This is a genomic window from Macrococcus sp. GL_134, assembly GCF_057834705.1.
On the sequence record NZ_CM174409.1, the window covers coordinates 766,522 to 783,611 of the forward strand.

At 40.7% G+C, this 17,090-nt stretch carries 16 protein-coding genes and 1 pseudogene; all 17 read left to right on the top strand.

The window, feature by feature from the left end; all coding sequences use genetic code 11:
• Positions 1-41: 41 nt before the first annotated feature.
• The 17 genes and pseudogenes from mraY (at position 42) to AC3IPL_RS04120 (ending at position 17,083) form a co-directional block, all read left to right on the top strand.
• Entirely contained in the window at positions 42-1,004 is a 963-nt protein-coding gene (mraY, locus tag AC3IPL_RS04040; RefSeq protein ID WP_489242261.1) for a phospho-N-acetylmuramoyl-pentapeptide-transferase, read from the top strand.
• A 1-nt stretch (position 1,005) separates the two neighbouring features.
• Positions 1,006-2,346: a UDP-N-acetylmuramoyl-L-alanine--D-glutamate ligase gene (gene murD / locus AC3IPL_RS04045; protein ID WP_489241932.1), complete on the top strand. Its 1,341-nt coding sequence runs from the start codon at positions 1,006-1,008 to the stop codon at positions 2,344-2,346.
• A gap of 8 nt (positions 2,347-2,354) precedes the next feature.
• Positions 2,355-3,251 carry a cell division protein FtsQ/DivIB gene (locus AC3IPL_RS04050; protein ID WP_489241934.1) on the top strand — a complete coding sequence of 299 codons (897 nt, stop codon included), beginning with the start codon at positions 2,355-2,357 and terminating at the stop codon, positions 3,249-3,251.
• Positions 3,252-3,389: 138 nt separating this feature from the next.
• A pseudogene (ftsA, locus tag AC3IPL_RS04055) lies at positions 3,390-4,535 on the top strand (cell division protein FtsA); the annotation flags it as partial.
• A gap of 251 nt (positions 4,536-4,786) precedes the next feature.
• On the top strand, positions 4,787-5,923 hold the full coding sequence (gene ftsZ / locus AC3IPL_RS04060) for a cell division protein FtsZ (protein ID WP_489241936.1): 1,137 nt from the start codon (positions 4,787-4,789) through the stop codon (positions 5,921-5,923).
• Positions 5,924-6,016: 93 nt separating this feature from the next.
• Positions 6,017-6,802 carry a peptidoglycan editing factor PgeF gene (pgeF, locus tag AC3IPL_RS04065; RefSeq protein ID WP_489241937.1) on the top strand — a complete coding sequence of 262 codons (786 nt, stop codon included), beginning with the start codon at positions 6,017-6,019 and terminating at the stop codon, positions 6,800-6,802.
• Positions 6,792-7,448: a YggS family pyridoxal phosphate-dependent enzyme gene (locus tag AC3IPL_RS04070; protein WP_489241939.1), complete on the top strand. Its 657-nt coding sequence runs from the start codon at positions 6,792-6,794 to the stop codon at positions 7,446-7,448. The genes pgeF and AC3IPL_RS04070 overlap by 11 nt, the downstream gene beginning before the upstream one ends.
• A gap of 9 nt (positions 7,449-7,457) precedes the next feature.
• Complete coding sequence (locus tag AC3IPL_RS04075) at positions 7,458-7,967, top strand: cell division protein SepF (protein WP_489241940.1); 510 nt, start codon at positions 7,458-7,460, stop codon at positions 7,965-7,967.
• An 8-nt stretch (positions 7,968-7,975) separates the two neighbouring features.
• Positions 7,976-8,269 carry a YggT family protein gene (locus tag AC3IPL_RS04080; RefSeq protein ID WP_489241941.1) on the top strand — a complete coding sequence of 98 codons (294 nt, stop codon included), beginning with the start codon at positions 7,976-7,978 and terminating at the stop codon, positions 8,267-8,269.
• Positions 8,270-8,338: 69 nt separating this feature from the next.
• Entirely contained in the window at positions 8,339-9,112 is a 774-nt protein-coding gene (locus AC3IPL_RS04085; protein ID WP_489241942.1) for a YlmH family RNA-binding protein, read from the top strand.
• Positions 9,113-9,124: 12 nt separating this feature from the next.
• Positions 9,125-9,643, top strand: coding sequence for a DivIVA domain-containing protein (locus tag AC3IPL_RS04090; protein WP_489241944.1), 519 nt, complete (start codon positions 9,125-9,127; stop codon positions 9,641-9,643).
• Positions 9,644-9,867: 224 nt separating this feature from the next.
• On the top strand, positions 9,868-12,597 hold the full coding sequence (ileS, locus tag AC3IPL_RS04095) for an isoleucine--tRNA ligase (RefSeq protein ID WP_489241946.1): 2,730 nt from the start codon (positions 9,868-9,870) through the stop codon (positions 12,595-12,597).
• A 137-nt stretch (positions 12,598-12,734) separates the two neighbouring features.
• Positions 12,735-13,232: a signal peptidase II gene (gene lspA, locus AC3IPL_RS04100; RefSeq protein WP_489241948.1), complete on the top strand. Its 498-nt coding sequence runs from the start codon at positions 12,735-12,737 to the stop codon at positions 13,230-13,232.
• Positions 13,213-14,118 carry an RluA family pseudouridine synthase gene (locus tag AC3IPL_RS04105; protein ID WP_489241949.1) on the top strand — a complete coding sequence of 302 codons (906 nt, stop codon included), beginning with the start codon at positions 13,213-13,215 and terminating at the stop codon, positions 14,116-14,118. The genes lspA and AC3IPL_RS04105 overlap by 20 nt, the downstream gene beginning before the upstream one ends.
• Positions 14,119-14,265: 147 nt before the next feature.
• Positions 14,266-14,790 carry a bifunctional pyr operon transcriptional regulator/uracil phosphoribosyltransferase PyrR gene (pyrR, locus tag AC3IPL_RS04110; protein ID WP_489242263.1) on the top strand — a complete coding sequence of 175 codons (525 nt, stop codon included), beginning with the start codon at positions 14,266-14,268 and terminating at the stop codon, positions 14,788-14,790.
• A 105-nt stretch (positions 14,791-14,895) separates the two neighbouring features.
• Entirely contained in the window at positions 14,896-16,203 is a 1,308-nt protein-coding gene (locus tag AC3IPL_RS04115) for a uracil-xanthine permease family protein (RefSeq protein ID WP_489241951.1), read from the top strand.
• 10 nt (positions 16,204-16,213) lie between these two features.
• Positions 16,214-17,083 (top strand): aspartate carbamoyltransferase catalytic subunit, encoded by an 870-nt coding sequence (locus tag AC3IPL_RS04120; RefSeq protein ID WP_489241952.1) that lies wholly within the window; start codon positions 16,214-16,216, stop codon positions 17,081-17,083.
• Positions 17,084-17,090: the final 7 nt, after the last annotated feature.

A 17,090-nucleotide genomic window follows, 5' to 3' on the forward strand; every position in this document is an offset into this window, starting at 1 on the left:
AAGGAGAATGCGACCATTGAGTCGCGACAACAATCATGGAGATGTTTCCTTATGCGCTTGCAGCGTTCTTATTAACAGCACTACTTGTACCTTTATTTATCCCTTTGCTTAAACGACTTAAATTTGGTCAGTCTATAAGGACAGAAGGACCACAGAGCCATATGCAAAAGAGCGGGACCCCTACTATGGGTGGTCTCACTTTTCTGATTAGCACGCTCATCATCAGCTTAATTGCGCTCATATTTGTAGAAGATAGAGGACCGATTATTTTATTGATTCTTGTCACATTAGGATTCGGTCTCATCGGCTTTGTCGATGATTACATCATTGTCGTGAAGAAGAACAATCAAGGGCTCACTTCAAAGCAGAAATTTCTATTTCAAATATTGATTGCAGTGCTGTTCTATACAATCAGTAAGGCGTTAGGACTGCTTGAGTTAAATACGACTGTCAATATACCATTTACAGACGCCGGACTACCTCTTGGCATATTCTATATCCTTTTCATTATATTCTGGCAGGTAGGCTTCTCTAATGCAGTCAATCTGACAGATGGCCTGGATGGTCTGGCAACAGGATTATCCATCATTGCGTTTAGCTGCTATGGTGTTTTGGCGATGTATCAAGATGCACTTGGCATCAGTGTATTTACGATGATTCTAGTAGGAAGTCTATGTGGATTTCTTATATACAACAAATACAAAGCAAAGCTCTTCATGGGTGACACAGGATCACTTGCATTAGGTGGTGTTATTGCCACTGTGTCAATTATGCTGAACCAGGAATTGACACTATTGTTCATTGGTATGGTATTCGTCATTGAAACATTATCAGTCATGATACAGGTGGCTTCTTTCAAGTTAACCGGCAAAAGAATTTTCCGTATGAGTCCGCTTCATCATCATTTCGAATTAGGTGGATGGAGTGAATGGAAGATTGTCACTGTCTTTTGGCTGGCAGGATTGATGACAGGTGCTATCGGAATCTATTTAGGAGTGAACTAACATGAAACACATTTCAGAATATGCAGGCAAGCATGTACTAGTTCTTGGACTTGCAAAAAGTGGCTATGAAACAGCAAAGCTGCTGAATCAATTAGGCGCTGTCGTCACAGTGAATGATGGTAAAGATCTATCAAATAATGATGATGCACTCGAACTGAAAACAGATGGAGTGACAATCGTTGATAAGGGTCATCCGCTGTCGCTCCTTGATCAGCATGAACTGATTGTAAAGAACCCAGGTATTCCTTATCATGTTCCTTTACTACAGGAAGCGCTCAAGCGTGATATTCCAATCATTACTGAAATAGAACTGTCTTTTCAAATTAATGAAGGGACGATCATAGCAATTACGGGAACGAATGGAAAGACAACTGTCACTTCATTGATTGGAGATATGTTCAGCCATTCATCTAAAAAAGGGCTGTTGAGTGGAAACATCGGCTTTGTCGCTTCAAAAGTCGCTCAGCTGACAAAACCGGAAGATACATTGATTACAGAGCTGTCATCATTTCAGCTCATGGGTACGAGAACTTACAAACCTCATATTGCTGTCATTACAAACATATACTCCGCTCATTTAGATTATCATGGGACACAGGAAGACTATGTCGAAGCGAAAATGAATATATTCAAAAATCAGACTGCCGAAGACTATTTAATATTCAATGACGCCCAGCGCGAACTTCTTAATTCCTTTACGGTCAACAGTCAGATTATTTATTTTTCGGTTAATCAACGAACGAATGGTGCATATGTTGATAATGGCATGATTTATTTTCAGGATGAGGCTATATGTCCGGTGGATACCGTTGTACTGCCAGGGAGACATAATCTTGAAAATATTCTTGCCAGCATTGCTGCATGTAAATTGTCAGGAATCCCTAATGATGCCATCATTGCGACATTGAGCAGTTTTGAAGGGATAAAGCATCGTACTCAGTACGTTGCAACGATTAACGATGTAAAATATTATAATGACTCCAAAGCGACTAATACACTTGCTACGACATTTGCATTAGATTCCTTTCATACACCGATCCATTGGTTATGTGGGGGCCTGGACCGGGGAAATGGATTTGAAGATCTGGATAACCATGTCAGTCAAGTGAAGCGGATGTATATATTTGGACAGACCACTTCAAAATTAATCGCGTTCGCCAAATTACACGACATCGAGTATGAGGTATGTCATGATGTCAAAGATGCCGTGGTCAAGACGGCGCCCTATGTACAACCTGGCGAAGTCGTCCTGCTGAGCCCGGCCTGTGCGAGCTGGGATCAATATCCGACTTATGAAGTACGCGGCGAAGATTTTATTCAGCAAGTCAAGCTGATGGGATAGGTGATAGGATGGCTGATAGAACAATAGTGAAATCCGCTGAATTTAAGAGAAAATCATTGAATAGAAGAAATCGTCACCGGATACAGCTTGGTATCTTTCTTAGTGTCGTCATAATAGTCACTTTGATTCTGCTGTACATGTTTACAAGTATCAGCTATGTCAAGGAGGTTAAAGTCAACGATGTTCAGTTGATTACCGAAAAAAAGGTCAAGGAAATTCTTGATATTTCTCGTCAAGATCGATTATACACATTACCTGTCAATAAAATGGAACAAAATATCAAGCTGCAGGATGGCGTAAAAAATGTAAAAATCTCTAGACATTTTCCGAACAAAGTAACAGTTGATATTGAAGAATATGATATAGTTGGAGTAGTTCCAGATGGCAGTGACTTCAATCCACTGCTTGAAAATGGACAAATCTTAACTTCAGTGACTCATGTCGATGGCAGTAACGCTCCTGTTGTATCTGACTTCGCAAGAAAAGAACGACAGCAGCTGGTCTCCATTTTGAATGAGACCAATCCTGCTATTCTCAATGCGATTTCTGAAATCAATTTTGTACCTAATAAGGAAGCGTCGAGACGGATACAGATATTTATGAATGATGGTCTGGAAGTCATTGGAGATTTGAGAACTTTGGGAGATAAACTTAACTATTATCCCAGCATGGCTAAAAATGTTCCTAGAAATCAAAATGGTGATCTTGTAAAGCCGGGTATCATTGATCTTGAAGTCGGCTCAGTATTTATACCATATGAATCTAAAAAAGCTGAGACAAGACGACTTGAAATGGAAAGCGAAGTTGCTGCAAAAAAAGAACAAGAAGACAAAAAATTAGAGAAATCGGTCAATGAATTAAAGAAACAACTGGAAAAAATTAGAACGAAGAATAATGAGTCATAATGACATATTGTGTAAAATTAGTTTGCTATATAATTAATATTGTCATTATATCAGTTTATAGTTCACATAAAGAAAGCTATCATGTAAACTAAGGTTAGTGTAAAATAGTATAAATTGTGTTTTGGAGGTGCCTATTAAATGGAAGAGCATTATTATGTAGCCATAGATATTGGCTCAGCAAGCGTGAAAGTAATTGTCGGTGAGAAATTTCATAACGGAATTAATGTGATAGGCACAGGACAAACTTTCACGGATGGAATCAGACGCGGAGTCATCGATGATTTTGACGTAGCGCAGCATGCGATAAAAGATACTATCAAAAAGGCGCAGATTGCTTCTGGTGTTGATATTAAGGAAGTATTTGTGAAGATGCCTGTTATCCATACAGAAATTCATGACGTGACAAATGAAATCACTTTTAATGGGGAATCAACAGAAATTAAAGGCCAGCATATTGAAGAGGTCATTGAAAAAATCCGCGATAAAAATACTTCTAATGATGTGGAAATTATTGGCGTCTATCCTAAATTATTTAGAGTAGATGATATTCATGAAGTCAGCGATCCGAAAGAAATGGTTGCGACTCAGAGTCTTGCGGTTGAGGCCGGTGTAATTACGACCAATCGTTCACTGCTGATCAACACATTGAAATGTGTCGAATCATGCGGTGTAGAAGTACTTGATGTTTATTCTGATGCCTATAATTATCAGAATATCTTGACACCTACTGAACTTGAACTCGGTGCTTGTGTGATTGACATCGGTGATCAGCTGACACAAGTTGCTTTTTATGAACGTGGAACATTGTTTGATGCAGACAGTATTCCGGTGGCAGGAGCACATATTACTGCAGACATCGCTCAAGCATTGAACACCTCTTATGACAAAGCAGAGAAGATTAAAGAGCAGTATGGTCATGCATTTTTCGACCTTGCTTCTGAACAGGATGTCTTCCATGTTGTACAAAATGACAGCAATGAGGAAGTGGCATTCAATCAGAAAGAGCTGAGTGATTTTATTGAAGCACGTGTCGAAGAGATTTTCCTTGAGGTTTTTGAGCTGCTTCAGGAAATGGGAATTGATAAAATTAATGGCGGCTTTATCATTACTGGTGGTTCAGCTAACCTTCTAGGAATTAAGGAATTGTTGATGGACATGGTCAATGAGAAAGTCAGAGTACATGTACCTTCTCAGATGGGTATCAGAAAACCAGAGTTTTCATCATGTATCTCTACAATTTCAAGTGGCATTAGCTTTGATGAGCTCCTCGATTATGTTACAATTAATAATCATGAAACTCATAGTGAAGAACTGACTATCGACCAGGATATTAAACCAAAACAAAATCCACTAGACGGTTTCTTCAAGAGAAAAAAACAGGTAGATGTTAAGCCTGGAGAAACTGTTACTGTAAAAAATGATAAACATGATAACACAGATGATTTAAATCAGCAGGAAGATCAACCGAGTATGATGAAAAAAATTATGAAATCATTATTTGAATAATCGGCCATATAGTATAGGAGGAAATATTAATGTTGGAATTTGAACAAGGCTTTAATCATTTAGCAACACTCAAAGTCATCGGTGTCGGAGGCGGCGGGAATAACGCGGTCAACCGAATGATCGAGCATGGGATGAATAATGTAGAATTCATTGCAATTAATACTGATGGCCAGGCACTAAATTTATCAAAAGCTTCATCAAAAATTCAAATTGGTGAAAAGCTGACTCGTGGTCTTGGTGCAGGTGCTAATCCTGAAATCGGGAAAAAAGCTGCTGAAGAGTCCAGAGAACAGATTGAAGACGCCATTCAAGGTGCTGACATGGTATTCGTCACTGCTGGTATGGGCGGTGGTACTGGTACTGGCGCAGCACCAGTTGTAGCTAAAATTGCGAAAGAGATGGGCGCACTGACTGTAGGTGTTGTCACTCGCCCATTCTCATTTGAAGGACGTAAACGTCAAACACAAGCAGCAGCTGGCGTTGAAGCAATGAAAGCAGCTGTCGATACATTGATTGTCATTCCTAATGACCGTCTGCTTGATATTGTCGATAAATCTACTCCGATGATGGAAGCATTCAAAGAGGCGGACAATGTATTACGTCAAGGGGTTCAAGGTATCTCTGACTTGATCGCAGTATCCGGTGAAGTCAACCTTGACTTCGCAGATGTTAAAACAATCATGTCTAACCAAGGTTCTGCATTGATGGGGATAGGTGTTGCCTCTGGAGAAAACAGAGCGATGGAAGCAGCTAAAAAAGCCATCTCATCTCCATTACTTGAAACATCAATTGTCGGTGCTCAAGGTGTCCTGATGAATATTACAGGCGGCGAATCACTTTCACTGTTTGAAGCACAGGAAGCAGCAAACATTGTACAAGATGCGGCTGACGAAGATGTGAACATGATTTTCGGTACAGTCATTAACCCTGAACTTCAGGATGAAATTGTAGTCACGGTGATTGCTACAGGTTTCAACGAAAAAACAAGTGCACGTTCAGTAAAACCTCAAACGTCATCATTCAATCAAAACCCTGTAAGAGAAATGAAAGAAGAGCGCCAGGATACATCTGTACAACAACAGCAGACGCCATCTTCTAACGACGGGGATCTTGATGTACCAAGCTTCTTACGTGATCGTACGCGTTCACGCCGTTCAAGAAGATAATAATTATGATTGAAGCTGGGACCAACGTCAGATTTCTTCTTTGAGAAAGATGACGGTTTGTGTCTCAGCTTCTTTTTTTAGGAGGTTCTTGTGATGAAGTTTGAACAAAGACCGCTCTATTTGGCAGTTGATAATGACAGAACAATCGGCATAACGGTTCGAACAGGCGGCTTTAGTCCTTATCCTGAAGATGCAATGAATATGGCGCATTATATTGATGACCGTCCATCAAATGTCATCAATAATCAGCAGCAGCTGGCAGATGCAATATTGTTTCCGAGGGAGGACTGGGTATTTCCTGTGCAGACACATGGCAATCGTATTACTGAAGTGACGCCATCACATCGCGGAATCAATATCGATGGTATGACAGAGAAGCTTTACGGATACGATGGCTTATGGACACTGGACAAAAATATTCTGCTGACAATGTGTTACGCAGACTGTGTCCCCGTGTATCTATATTCTTCTGTTGACAGCTATATCGCATTAGGTCATGCAGGATGGAGAGGAACTCTTGGAATGGTAACCGGGGAATTAATCAATGCGTACCGTTCCCCTGAACAACTGGTATGCATCATAGGGCCATCCATCTGTCAAGCGTGCTATGAAGTCAATGATGACATTAAACGCCAGTTTGACCAGCTGCCATTTAATGTTGAACCGTTTTTCCAACGAAACGATGATGGCCTATATAATGTCGATTTAAAAGCATTGAATCGTGAAATCGCATTGTATCATGGTGTAAAGTCAGAAAATATATATATTTCACCTATATGTACGGCGGAACATGATGATTTATTCTCTTACCGGAGAGAGCAGGGAAATACAGGGAGAATGCTTGCATTTATAGGAATGAGGAATAACAATGACAGTTAAAGAAAATTTACAACAGATTAATGCCGAGCTGGATAATAGTCTGCAAAAGAGCAATAGTCGTCCTACTGTAATTGCAGTAACAAAATATGTTACAATTAATCGAGCTAAGGAAGCGCTTGATGCAGGAATTCAACATTTCGGTGAAAATAGAATTGAAGGATTCAAAGAAAAAAAACTGGCTCTGCCGGATGGAATATTTCATTTCATCGGCTCACTTCAAACACGCAAAGTCAGAGAAGTAATCAACGATATTGATTATCTTCATTCACTGGACAGAATGTCGCTCGCTGAAGAAATTGAAAAACGAGCCGATCACCCAGTCAAATGTTTTATTCAAGTGAATATATCTGGTGAAGCATCTAAACATGGCCTATCGCCTGATGAGGTGATTCCATTCGTTCAGTCATTGAGTGGATTTCAACGGATTCAAATCGTTGGTCTGATGACGATGGCACCTTTAATTGAAGATGAACAGCAGCTCAGAATATATTTTGCGTCTTTAAGAGAATTGAAACAAGAAGTGGCAGCATTAAATCTTTCCAATGCACCGTGCACTGAGCTGTCTATGGGGATGAGTAATGATTTTGCGATTGCAGCTGCAGAAGGTGCAACATTTGTTAGAATTGGGACTAAGTTAGTTGGGTAGGAGGATACTATGGCGATTAAAGATGTGTTTAAAGGATTCTTTGTAGTTGAAGATGAAGATAATGATAATGATAATGAAATCTACAGCAGTGAAGATACGCGTGATGCCCGTCTTAGAGAAGAGAAAAAAGTGGTTCAGGAAAAAGTAGCGAGAACCGAACCTAAAAGACAATTTAAACCAACGGAGAAAAAAGTCGTGACTAAACCTAATGTAGTCAATATGAGACAGGAAGTACAAGCGAATTCAAAAGTTTGTCTGTTTGAACCCCGTGTATTTTCTGATACACAGGATATTGCGGATGAATTGAAAAATCGTCGTGCGACACTAGTGAACTTACAGCGGATCGATAAAATCTCTGCTAAGCGAATCATTGATTTCTTAAGTGGAACTGTCTATGCGATCGGCGGTGACATTCAGCGGATCGGTCAAGATATATTCCTTTGTACACCAGATAATGTAGAAGTGGCTGGAAGTATAACAGAAATGCTGGAAGCACCAGATAATAGAGAAGAAGGATAGGAGAAAATATGCCCCAAGAAATCGTCATACCTATTTTTAGGTTTATATTAATTTTACTGCAGATTTACTTTTATGCGATGATAGTCTATATATTCATGTCATGGGTTCCAGGAGCTAGAGAATCGTCTGTAGGCAGATGGCTCGCGAAAATTGTTGAACCTTATTTAGAGTTCTTTAGAAGATTTATACCACCTATCGGAATATTTGATTTATCTTCAATCGTGGCATTAATTGTTTTTAATTTTTTCCAGAACGGATTAATTGCTCTTTTTAACCAGTTCATCGTACCGTTACTTTACTGATACTAAGCTGATGATGAATAATCTCAATTTATTGAGATTATTTTTTTATAGAAAGCTGAGGAGAATCAAATGAATTTATTACAGCATTTCAGGCATGAAGAAAAAGAAACAGTTAAGGAAATGATGCAGTTCTGTGAACGGGCAGACGCCACATATTCACCTATATTGACACATTTCCTGGACCCGCGTGAACAATATATACTCACAGTTACAGCAAAACAGTTTGCCGGCCTTACCGTCCACATTTTCGGTGGTGATGATCAAGCAGAACGATGCCGTGCCATCGTCGCTCCTGATTATTATGAACCCAGTGAGGAAGATTATGAGATAGGGGTGCTCGAACTCAATTATCCAGATAAATTTGTCACATTGACGCATCGCAACTTACTGGGTTCACTCATGCAGACTGGAATTACAAGGGAGCAGCTCGGTGATATTAGGACTGGAAATAAAATACAGTTTGTTTTGACAAAAACAATGGAATCTTTTATGATATTAGAATTGACACGTATCAAGAATGCGACTGTCAGCTTACACGCCGTTCCATTCAATGAACTGATTCCATCTGAAGAAGATTATAAGCAGATTCAAACGACTGTCTCCAGCTTAAGACTTGATAACATCGTTCAGCAAATCACTAAATCCTCACGAGCAGCGGCTCAAAAAATGATAGGGGCTGACCATGTGAAGGTGAATCATACAGTCATCACTAAAACAAGTTTTACTATAGAAGAACATGACTTATTATCAATTAAAGGGTATGGACGTGCCAAGATCACGCAGATCGGTGATCGAACGAAAAAAGATAAAATCAGAATCACGATAGATACATTATTCAAATAAGAGGTGAACCTTATGGAGTATTCTCCACGAGATATTGAATTAAAGCAGTTCAATATTGTCCACAAAGGACTCAATGAAAATGAAGTAAGAGATTATTTGCGTGAATTAAGCAATGAACTGGAGAAGCAACGCGAAGAAAAAGCGATGCTGCAGCGTATGATCGATGATAAGGATGAAAATATCAATCGTTTCCGTGCTGTTGAGAATACAATCGGTGAGGCGCTGGTCGTAGCACAGCGCGCTGGAGATGAAATTAAAGCAGCGGCTGGTATGCAGGCGGATGTCATTATCAAAGATGCCCAGAACCATGCTGATCAAATCGTCAATGATGCGATGCAGAAAGCTCGTGAAATTAGTTTTCAGACCGAAGACATGAAACGCCAATCCAAGATTTTCAGAGCACGGTTCAGCATGCTGGTTGAAGCACAGCTGGATTTACTGAAAAATGAAGACTGGGATTACTTATTAAATTACGATCTTGAAACAAAACCTATTGAACAAGCACCGTCAAATGATGTAGAATCAGAGTAATAGTTAAATAGCAGAACCGTTTTATAGATGAATGGTATTAAAGCGAGCTGAAGATAGTGTGAGTTCAGCATACAGATCTATAAATGCATCAATCTGCTGTTCAATTCAATAATGAATGAAGTGAACTCTAAGCTGAGTTAAACAAGGTGGTACCGCGGAGCGATTCGTCCTTGTCTATTAGTTTGGAGTTTTTTTATATCAAAAAAATCAATGGAGATGAAATTATGGACTACAAAGACACGTTATTAATGCCGAAAACTGCTTTCCCGATGCGCGGCGGTCTGCCGAACAAAGAACCTCAAATTCAAGCAGAATGGGAAAAGCAGGACTTATACGACCGAATACTAAAAAAAAATGAAGGGAAACCTTCTTATATTCTTCATGATGGCCCTCCGTATGCAAACGGTCAGATTCATATGGGACATGCACTTAACAAAGTCATCAAAGATTTTATTAACCGCCATAAGGCAATGACTGGTTACTATACACCGTATGTTCCGGGCTGGGATACACACGGTCTGCCGATTGAACAGGCACTCACTAAAAAAGGGGTCAACCGTAAAGAGATGAGTGTCGCTGAATTCCGTGAACTATGCAAACAGTTTGCACTCCAGCAGATTGACATGCAAAAAGCAGATTTCAAGCGTCTTGGTGTCAATGGAGACTGGAAAAATCCATACATCACTTTAAACGAGTCGTTTGAGGCTCAGCAAATTCGTCTGTTCGGAGATATGGCGAAAAAAGGGTATATCTATAAAGGGAAGAAACCTGTGTACTGGTCTCCTTCTAGTGAATCATCATTAGCAGAAGCAGAAATTGAATATCAAGACAAAGTGTCTCCTTCCATCTATGTTGCTTTTAAAACAAAAGATGGTAAAGGGCTTGTAGATGATGATGTTAAGTTTGTCATCTGGACGACAACACCATGGACACTGCCGGCTAACGTAGCGATTGCTGTTAACGCTGACCTTGAATATGTTCAAGTAGCGGTTGATGGTGGCTCATTCATTGTCGCACAGGCATTATTAGACGATGTCTGTGAAGCAGTGGGCTGGAATAAAGACAGTGTAACCCTTCAGAAATCATTCAAGGGTGCTGAACTTGAACACATAACGACACAGCATCCTTTCCTTGAACGTGACTCATTAGTCATTCTCGGTGATCATGTAACAACAGACGCTGGTACGGGATGTGTCCATACTGCCCCTGGACATGGTGAAGATGACTTTATCGTCGGACAGAAATATGATCTTCCAGTGATTTCTCCACTGGACGACAAAGGGGTATTTACAGAAGAAGCAGGAGAATTCGAAGGCTTATTCTATGATAAAGCCAATAAAGTGATCACAGAGAAACTTGAATCAGTAGGTGCACTGCTGAAACTGGAATTCTTTAGTCATTCTTATCCACATGACTGGCGTACGAAAAAACCAGTGATTTTCCGTGCAACCCCGCAGTGGTTCGCATCTATCAATCAAGTACGTCAAGATATACTTGAAGCAATTGAACAGACTGAGTTCAAAGTTGACTGGGGTAAAACACGTATTTACAATATGATTCGTGACCGTGGTGACTGGGTGATCTCCCGTCAACGGGCATGGGGTGTTCCATTGCCGGTCTTCTATGCAGAGAATGGTGACATCATCATGGAAGAAGAAACTATTGAACATGTCGCTCAGCTATTTGAAGAATTCGGTTCCAATGTATGGTATGAAAGAGAAGCTAAAGAACTGCTGCCAGAAGGATACACACATCCAAGCAGTCCAAACGGTGAATTTACGAAAGAAACAGATATTATGGATGTCTGGTTCGACTCTGGTTCATCACACCGCGGGGTATTAGAGACCCGTCCTGAACTGTCATTCCCGGCAGACCTTTATTTTGAAGGCTCTGACCAGTATCGCGGCTGGTTCAATTCATCTATTACAACAGCAGTAGCAACACGCGGCCAATCACCGTACAAAAAACTGCTCTCCCATGGATTTGTGATGGATGGTGAAGGTCGTAAGATGAGTAAATCATTAGGTAACACTGTTCTGCCTGACAAAGTAGTCAAACAAATGGGCGCAGATATTATCCGTCTGTGGGTCATGTCAGTCGATTATCTGGCTGACGTCCGTATCTCTGACGATATTTTGAAACAAGTGTCAGAAGTATATCGTAAAATCCGTAATACCTTCCGATTCCTGTTAGGAAATGTGACTGATTTCAACCCTGAGACAGATACAGTGCCTTACGAAGAATTAGCAGAAGTCGATCAATATATGCTGAACCGTCTGCATACATTCATCAATCAGGCGCATCACTATTACGACAACAATGATTACTTGTTTATCTACCAGGAACTGCAGAACTTCATCAATGTAGAACTCAGCAATTTCTACCTGGATTACGGTAAAGATATTTTATACATTGAAGCACAGAATTCACATGTCCGTCGCAGCATGCAGACGGTACTATATGAAGTGTTGACATCATTGAATAAAGTATTGGCCCCAATTATCCCGCATACAGCTGATGAAGTATGGGCTCATACACCACACGTCAAAGAAGATAGTGTTCATTTGACAGACATGCCTGAAGTGACAGAAGTCGATACAGTGCTGCTGGATAAATGGGAGAGGTTCCTTACGTTACGTGATGACGTCCTGAAAGCACTTGAAGAAGCTCGTCATGCAAAAGTAATCGGTAAATCATTGGAGGCAAAAGTTCAGATTTTCACTGACAATGCGGAAGATCAAGCATTGCTTGAATCGTTTGAAAACTTGAACCAGCTGTTCATTACGTCGCAGGCTGAAGTAGTGACGTCAAAAGCCGGTAAAGACTACGAACTGACGAATGTTGCAGTGACAAAAGCAGATGGTGAAAAATGTGAACGCTGCTGGAATTACTCAACAGCAATCAATGATGATAAACTGTGCCCGCGCTGTCAAAGTGTATTAACAGCTGAATAGATAGATCAAAAATGCTGGAACTATGTTGTTCCAGCATTTTTAATTAGCACTTATATAAAGTAATAATATTATGTTAACTTAAAAATTAAGACGGTTATTAAGAAATATGATAAAATAGGTGAGATTGGAGTGAGAACATGAATAAAAAGTACAATTTGACACTGATGATTCCGCTCAGTATGATATTGATCGCAATGGATCAGCTGTCAAAATGGATTATTGTAAAAACGATGTCCATCGGTGACTCTTTTTCAGTGATAGGAGAGTTTCTGGAAATCACCTCGCATCGTAACTATGGTGCTGCGTGGGGAATGCTGCAGAATCAGATGGTATTGTTCTATATCATTACGCTGTTAGTGTTAATCATGATTGTATATTTCTACAAGCAGGATGCGGCGCATAAACCAGTGATGCAGCTTGGTCTGACATTCGTCTTCGCAGGTGCAGTAGGCAATTTTATTGACCGTCTGTTCAGAGGAAGTGTCGTTGATTTCATCGATACAAAGATTATTAACTATGACTTTCCAATTTTTAATATCGCTGACTCATGTCTGACGATAGGTGTCATTATACTGCTCTATGAAATTTTAGTGAATGAGAATAAGGAGAAAAAGAATGCAGACATATCAATTTGAAATATTAGAAGAAGAGGTCGGCCAGCGTATTGATAAATATTTGACTGACATGAATACTGACTGGTCGCGTAACCAGATTCAGGACTGGATTAAAAATGACCTTGTCCAGGTGAACGGTAAGGTCGTTAAAGCGAATTATAAATTAAGATTGAATGATGAAATTATTGTAACAGAGAAACCTGTGGAGGAAATTGATTTAGCAGCAGAAGATCTCGGCATTGACATATACTACGAAGACAAAGATGTAGCGATCGTCTATAAACCAAAAGGCATGGTTGTCCATCCGGCACCGGGCCATCCCAATGGTACTTTAGTCAATGGATTAATGTATGCGATCAACGATTTATCAGGAATTAATGGTGAAATTCGTCCAGGAATTGTCCACCGGATTGACAAAGACACTTCCGGTTTATTGATGATCGCCAAAAATGATATTGCACATCGTGGGTTAGTCGATCAGCTGGTTGATAAAACCGTGACGCGTAAATATACAGCATTGGTTCATGGTGTGATTCCTCACGAATTCGGTACGATCGATGCACCGATCGGCCGTAATCCGAGAGACCGTCAGGAAATGGCTGTGCAGGATAACGGAAAAGAAGCAGTGACTCATTTCAATGTATTAGAAACATTTGATAAGTATTCTCTTGTGGAATGTCAGCTGGAAACCGGACGTACGCATCAAATACGCGTGCATATGAAGCACATTGGATTTCCTTTAGTGGGAGACCCTAAATACGGCCCTAAAAAGACGCTCGACATCGGAGGTCAGGCACTGCACGCAGGTGTCATCGGATTTGAGCATCCTGTTACCGGTGAATATATCGAGCGCACAGCACCTCTTCCAGATGAGTTTGAAGAACTCATCCGAAAACTTCGCAAGTAATTATCGGTAAATGATTGACAAATCTTTGCGGTATGGTACGATATGAATAACTTAATCACGTGCTTTTAACTAAGTCCAGAGAGGCTTAAAAGGCGTTGAGCGGGAAACCTCACGTCTATTCGGCGTGAGGTTTTTTAGGAGGTTATGATGGAAAAAAGAGTGATTCTGGATGACAAAGCAATTGACAGAACACTGACGCGAATTGCCCATGAAATACTTGAAAACAACAAAGGCACTACAGATCTTGTATTACTAGGTATTCGGACACGCGGTGTCTATCTTGCCAATCGCATTCAACAGAAGATTGCTAAGATAGAAGGCGATGTTATACCGACAGGCATACTCGATGTTACAGCATATCGCGATGATATTGTAGACAAAGACGCATTCAATGTACCTGCTTACGACATCGCTGCAGATTTGAATGATAAGCATGTGGTCATCGTTGATGATGTACTGTACACCGGTCGCACAGTGCGTGCTTCTCTTGATGCAATTCTTGATCAAGTTCGACCGAAGCGCATCAGTCTTGCGACACTTGTTGACCGCGGCCATCGTGAACTGCCGATTCGTGCGGACTTCATCGGTAAAAATATTCCGACAGCACTGACTGAAGAAATCGTCGTCATGCTTGATGAAGTAGATGACAAAACCCAAGTCTATATTAAATAAATCCTTTTAAATCGGTACGAGATACCGGCAAAGGGTCATTAAGTAAAAACTACTTAAGTCTCTTTGTGTATGCAAAGAGACTTTTTTTGATGAGGAGAAGAGAAAATGACAACAAATGAAGAAATCTATGAACGGACAGTTGAACCTGTCTACGATGTCAATGATAAACCGAAAGCGCGTGAATGGTTTCTACTGAGTTCTCAGCATTTATTCGCTATGTTCGGTGCCACTGTCCTTGTGCCATATTTGACAGGTCTACCAGTATCAGCTGCTTTGATCGCATCAGGACTTGGCACCTTGCTCTATTTATTGATTACTAAAGGAATGATACCTGCCTATCTTGGATCAAGCTTTGCCTTTATTACACCGATTATTGTCGGCCTGAAAACTCATGACTTAGGCGAAATGCTGATGGCACTCTTTATGTCCGGATTATTCTATGTCTTGATTGGGATAGTCATTAAGATGACTGGTACAGACTGGCTGCTTAAACTTCTGCCTCCTGTAGTCGTCGGGCCAATCATCATGGTTATCGGACTTGGTCTTGCACCGGTCGCTGTCAATATGGCAATGTACAAAGATAGTTCTGCAATGACCGGCTACAGCGGGGAATATTTATTGATCGCTGCTGTCACCATGCTGACTGTTGTTGCTTTTAACGTATTCGCCAAAGGATTCTTTTCGATAATTCCTGTATTGATGGGAATCGTCGTCGGTTATATGACTGCTGTAGTGCTCGGTGTCGTCGATTTCAGTGGGATTAACAAAGCACAATGGCTGCAGCTGCCTGACATTTATATGCCTTTCAAAGATTATGAGCCGACATTCGACTGGATGCTGATCTTAATCATGCTCCCTATCGTGTTAGTGACAGTCAGTGAACATATCGGTCACCAAGTCGTTATCAATAAGATTGTCGGCCGTAACTTCTTTAAAAATCCTGGTCTACACCGCAGCTTAATCGGTGATGGAGTATCTACGATGGTTGCGTCTATCATCGGTGGACCACCAAGTACGACATACGGTGAAAACATCGGAGTCCTCGCTATTACTAGAATATACAGTGTATGGGTGATAGGCGGTGCCGCTGTCCTCGCTTTAATACTAGGATTTGTCGGTAAATTTACAGCACTCGTTTCAAGTATCCCGACACCAGTGATGGGTGGAGTATCAATTCTATTGTTCGGTATTATTGCTGCTAGTGGTCTGCGCATGCTTGTTGAATCCAAAGTTGACTTTGGGGACAAGAGAAATTTGATTATTGCTTCAGTCATCTTAGTGCTGGGAATTGGTAAGGCGCACTTAGATCTGACTATCCAGAATATTCATCTGAATATTGAAGGGATGGCACTCGCTGCAGTTGCGGGTATACTCCTCAACTTAATTCTACCTGAAGCAAAAGTTCATGAATAAGGAGATAACGATGAATCATCTACATTCTATGAGTGACTTATCAACTCATGACATAATGGCGATTATTGAACGCGCACTGGAATTCAAACAAGGCAGACAAATGCGGTATAAGGGATATGCAGCTAATTTATTCTTTGAAAACTCAACTAGAACAAAATGCTCCTTCGAAATGGCCGAACGACAATTAGGTCTTGATGTCATTCCATTTGAAACGATGACGTCATCGGTCACTAAAGGTGAAAGTTTGTATGACACTTGTAAGACGCTTGAAAGTATAGGAGTCGATGTACTGGTTATCAGACATCCAGTTAATGACTATTATAAGCAGCTGGAAGGTCTGAATATCTCTGTAGTGAACGGTGGAGATGGCAGTGGACAGCATCCTTCGCAGTGCCTGCTTGATTTAATGACGATATACGAGGAATACGGTACTTTTAACGGATTAAAGGTGCTCATTTCAGGTGATATACTCAATTCTCGTGTTGCTCGGAGCAATTATATGGCACTGACGAAGCTCGGCGCTGATGTATCGTTTGCAGCTCCGGACAGCTGGCAGGATCCATCACTACAAGGTAACTACGTGTCAATCGATGATGTCATTCAGGAGATCGATGTCTGCATGCTGTTGCGTGTACAGCATGAACGGCACGAGGATGGATTATCATTTGACCCGGCGGACTACCATAATAACTACGGGCTGACGATTGAACGTTATCACCACTTGAAGGAACAGGCCATTGTCATGCATCCTGCACCTGTCAATCGCGGTGTAGAGATTGCTAGTGAGCTGGTAGAAAGAGAGCAGTCTCGAATTTTTAGACAGATGGAGAACGGTGTCTATACGCGGATGAGTATTTTAAGTCATATTCTTGATAACTGAGGAGTGG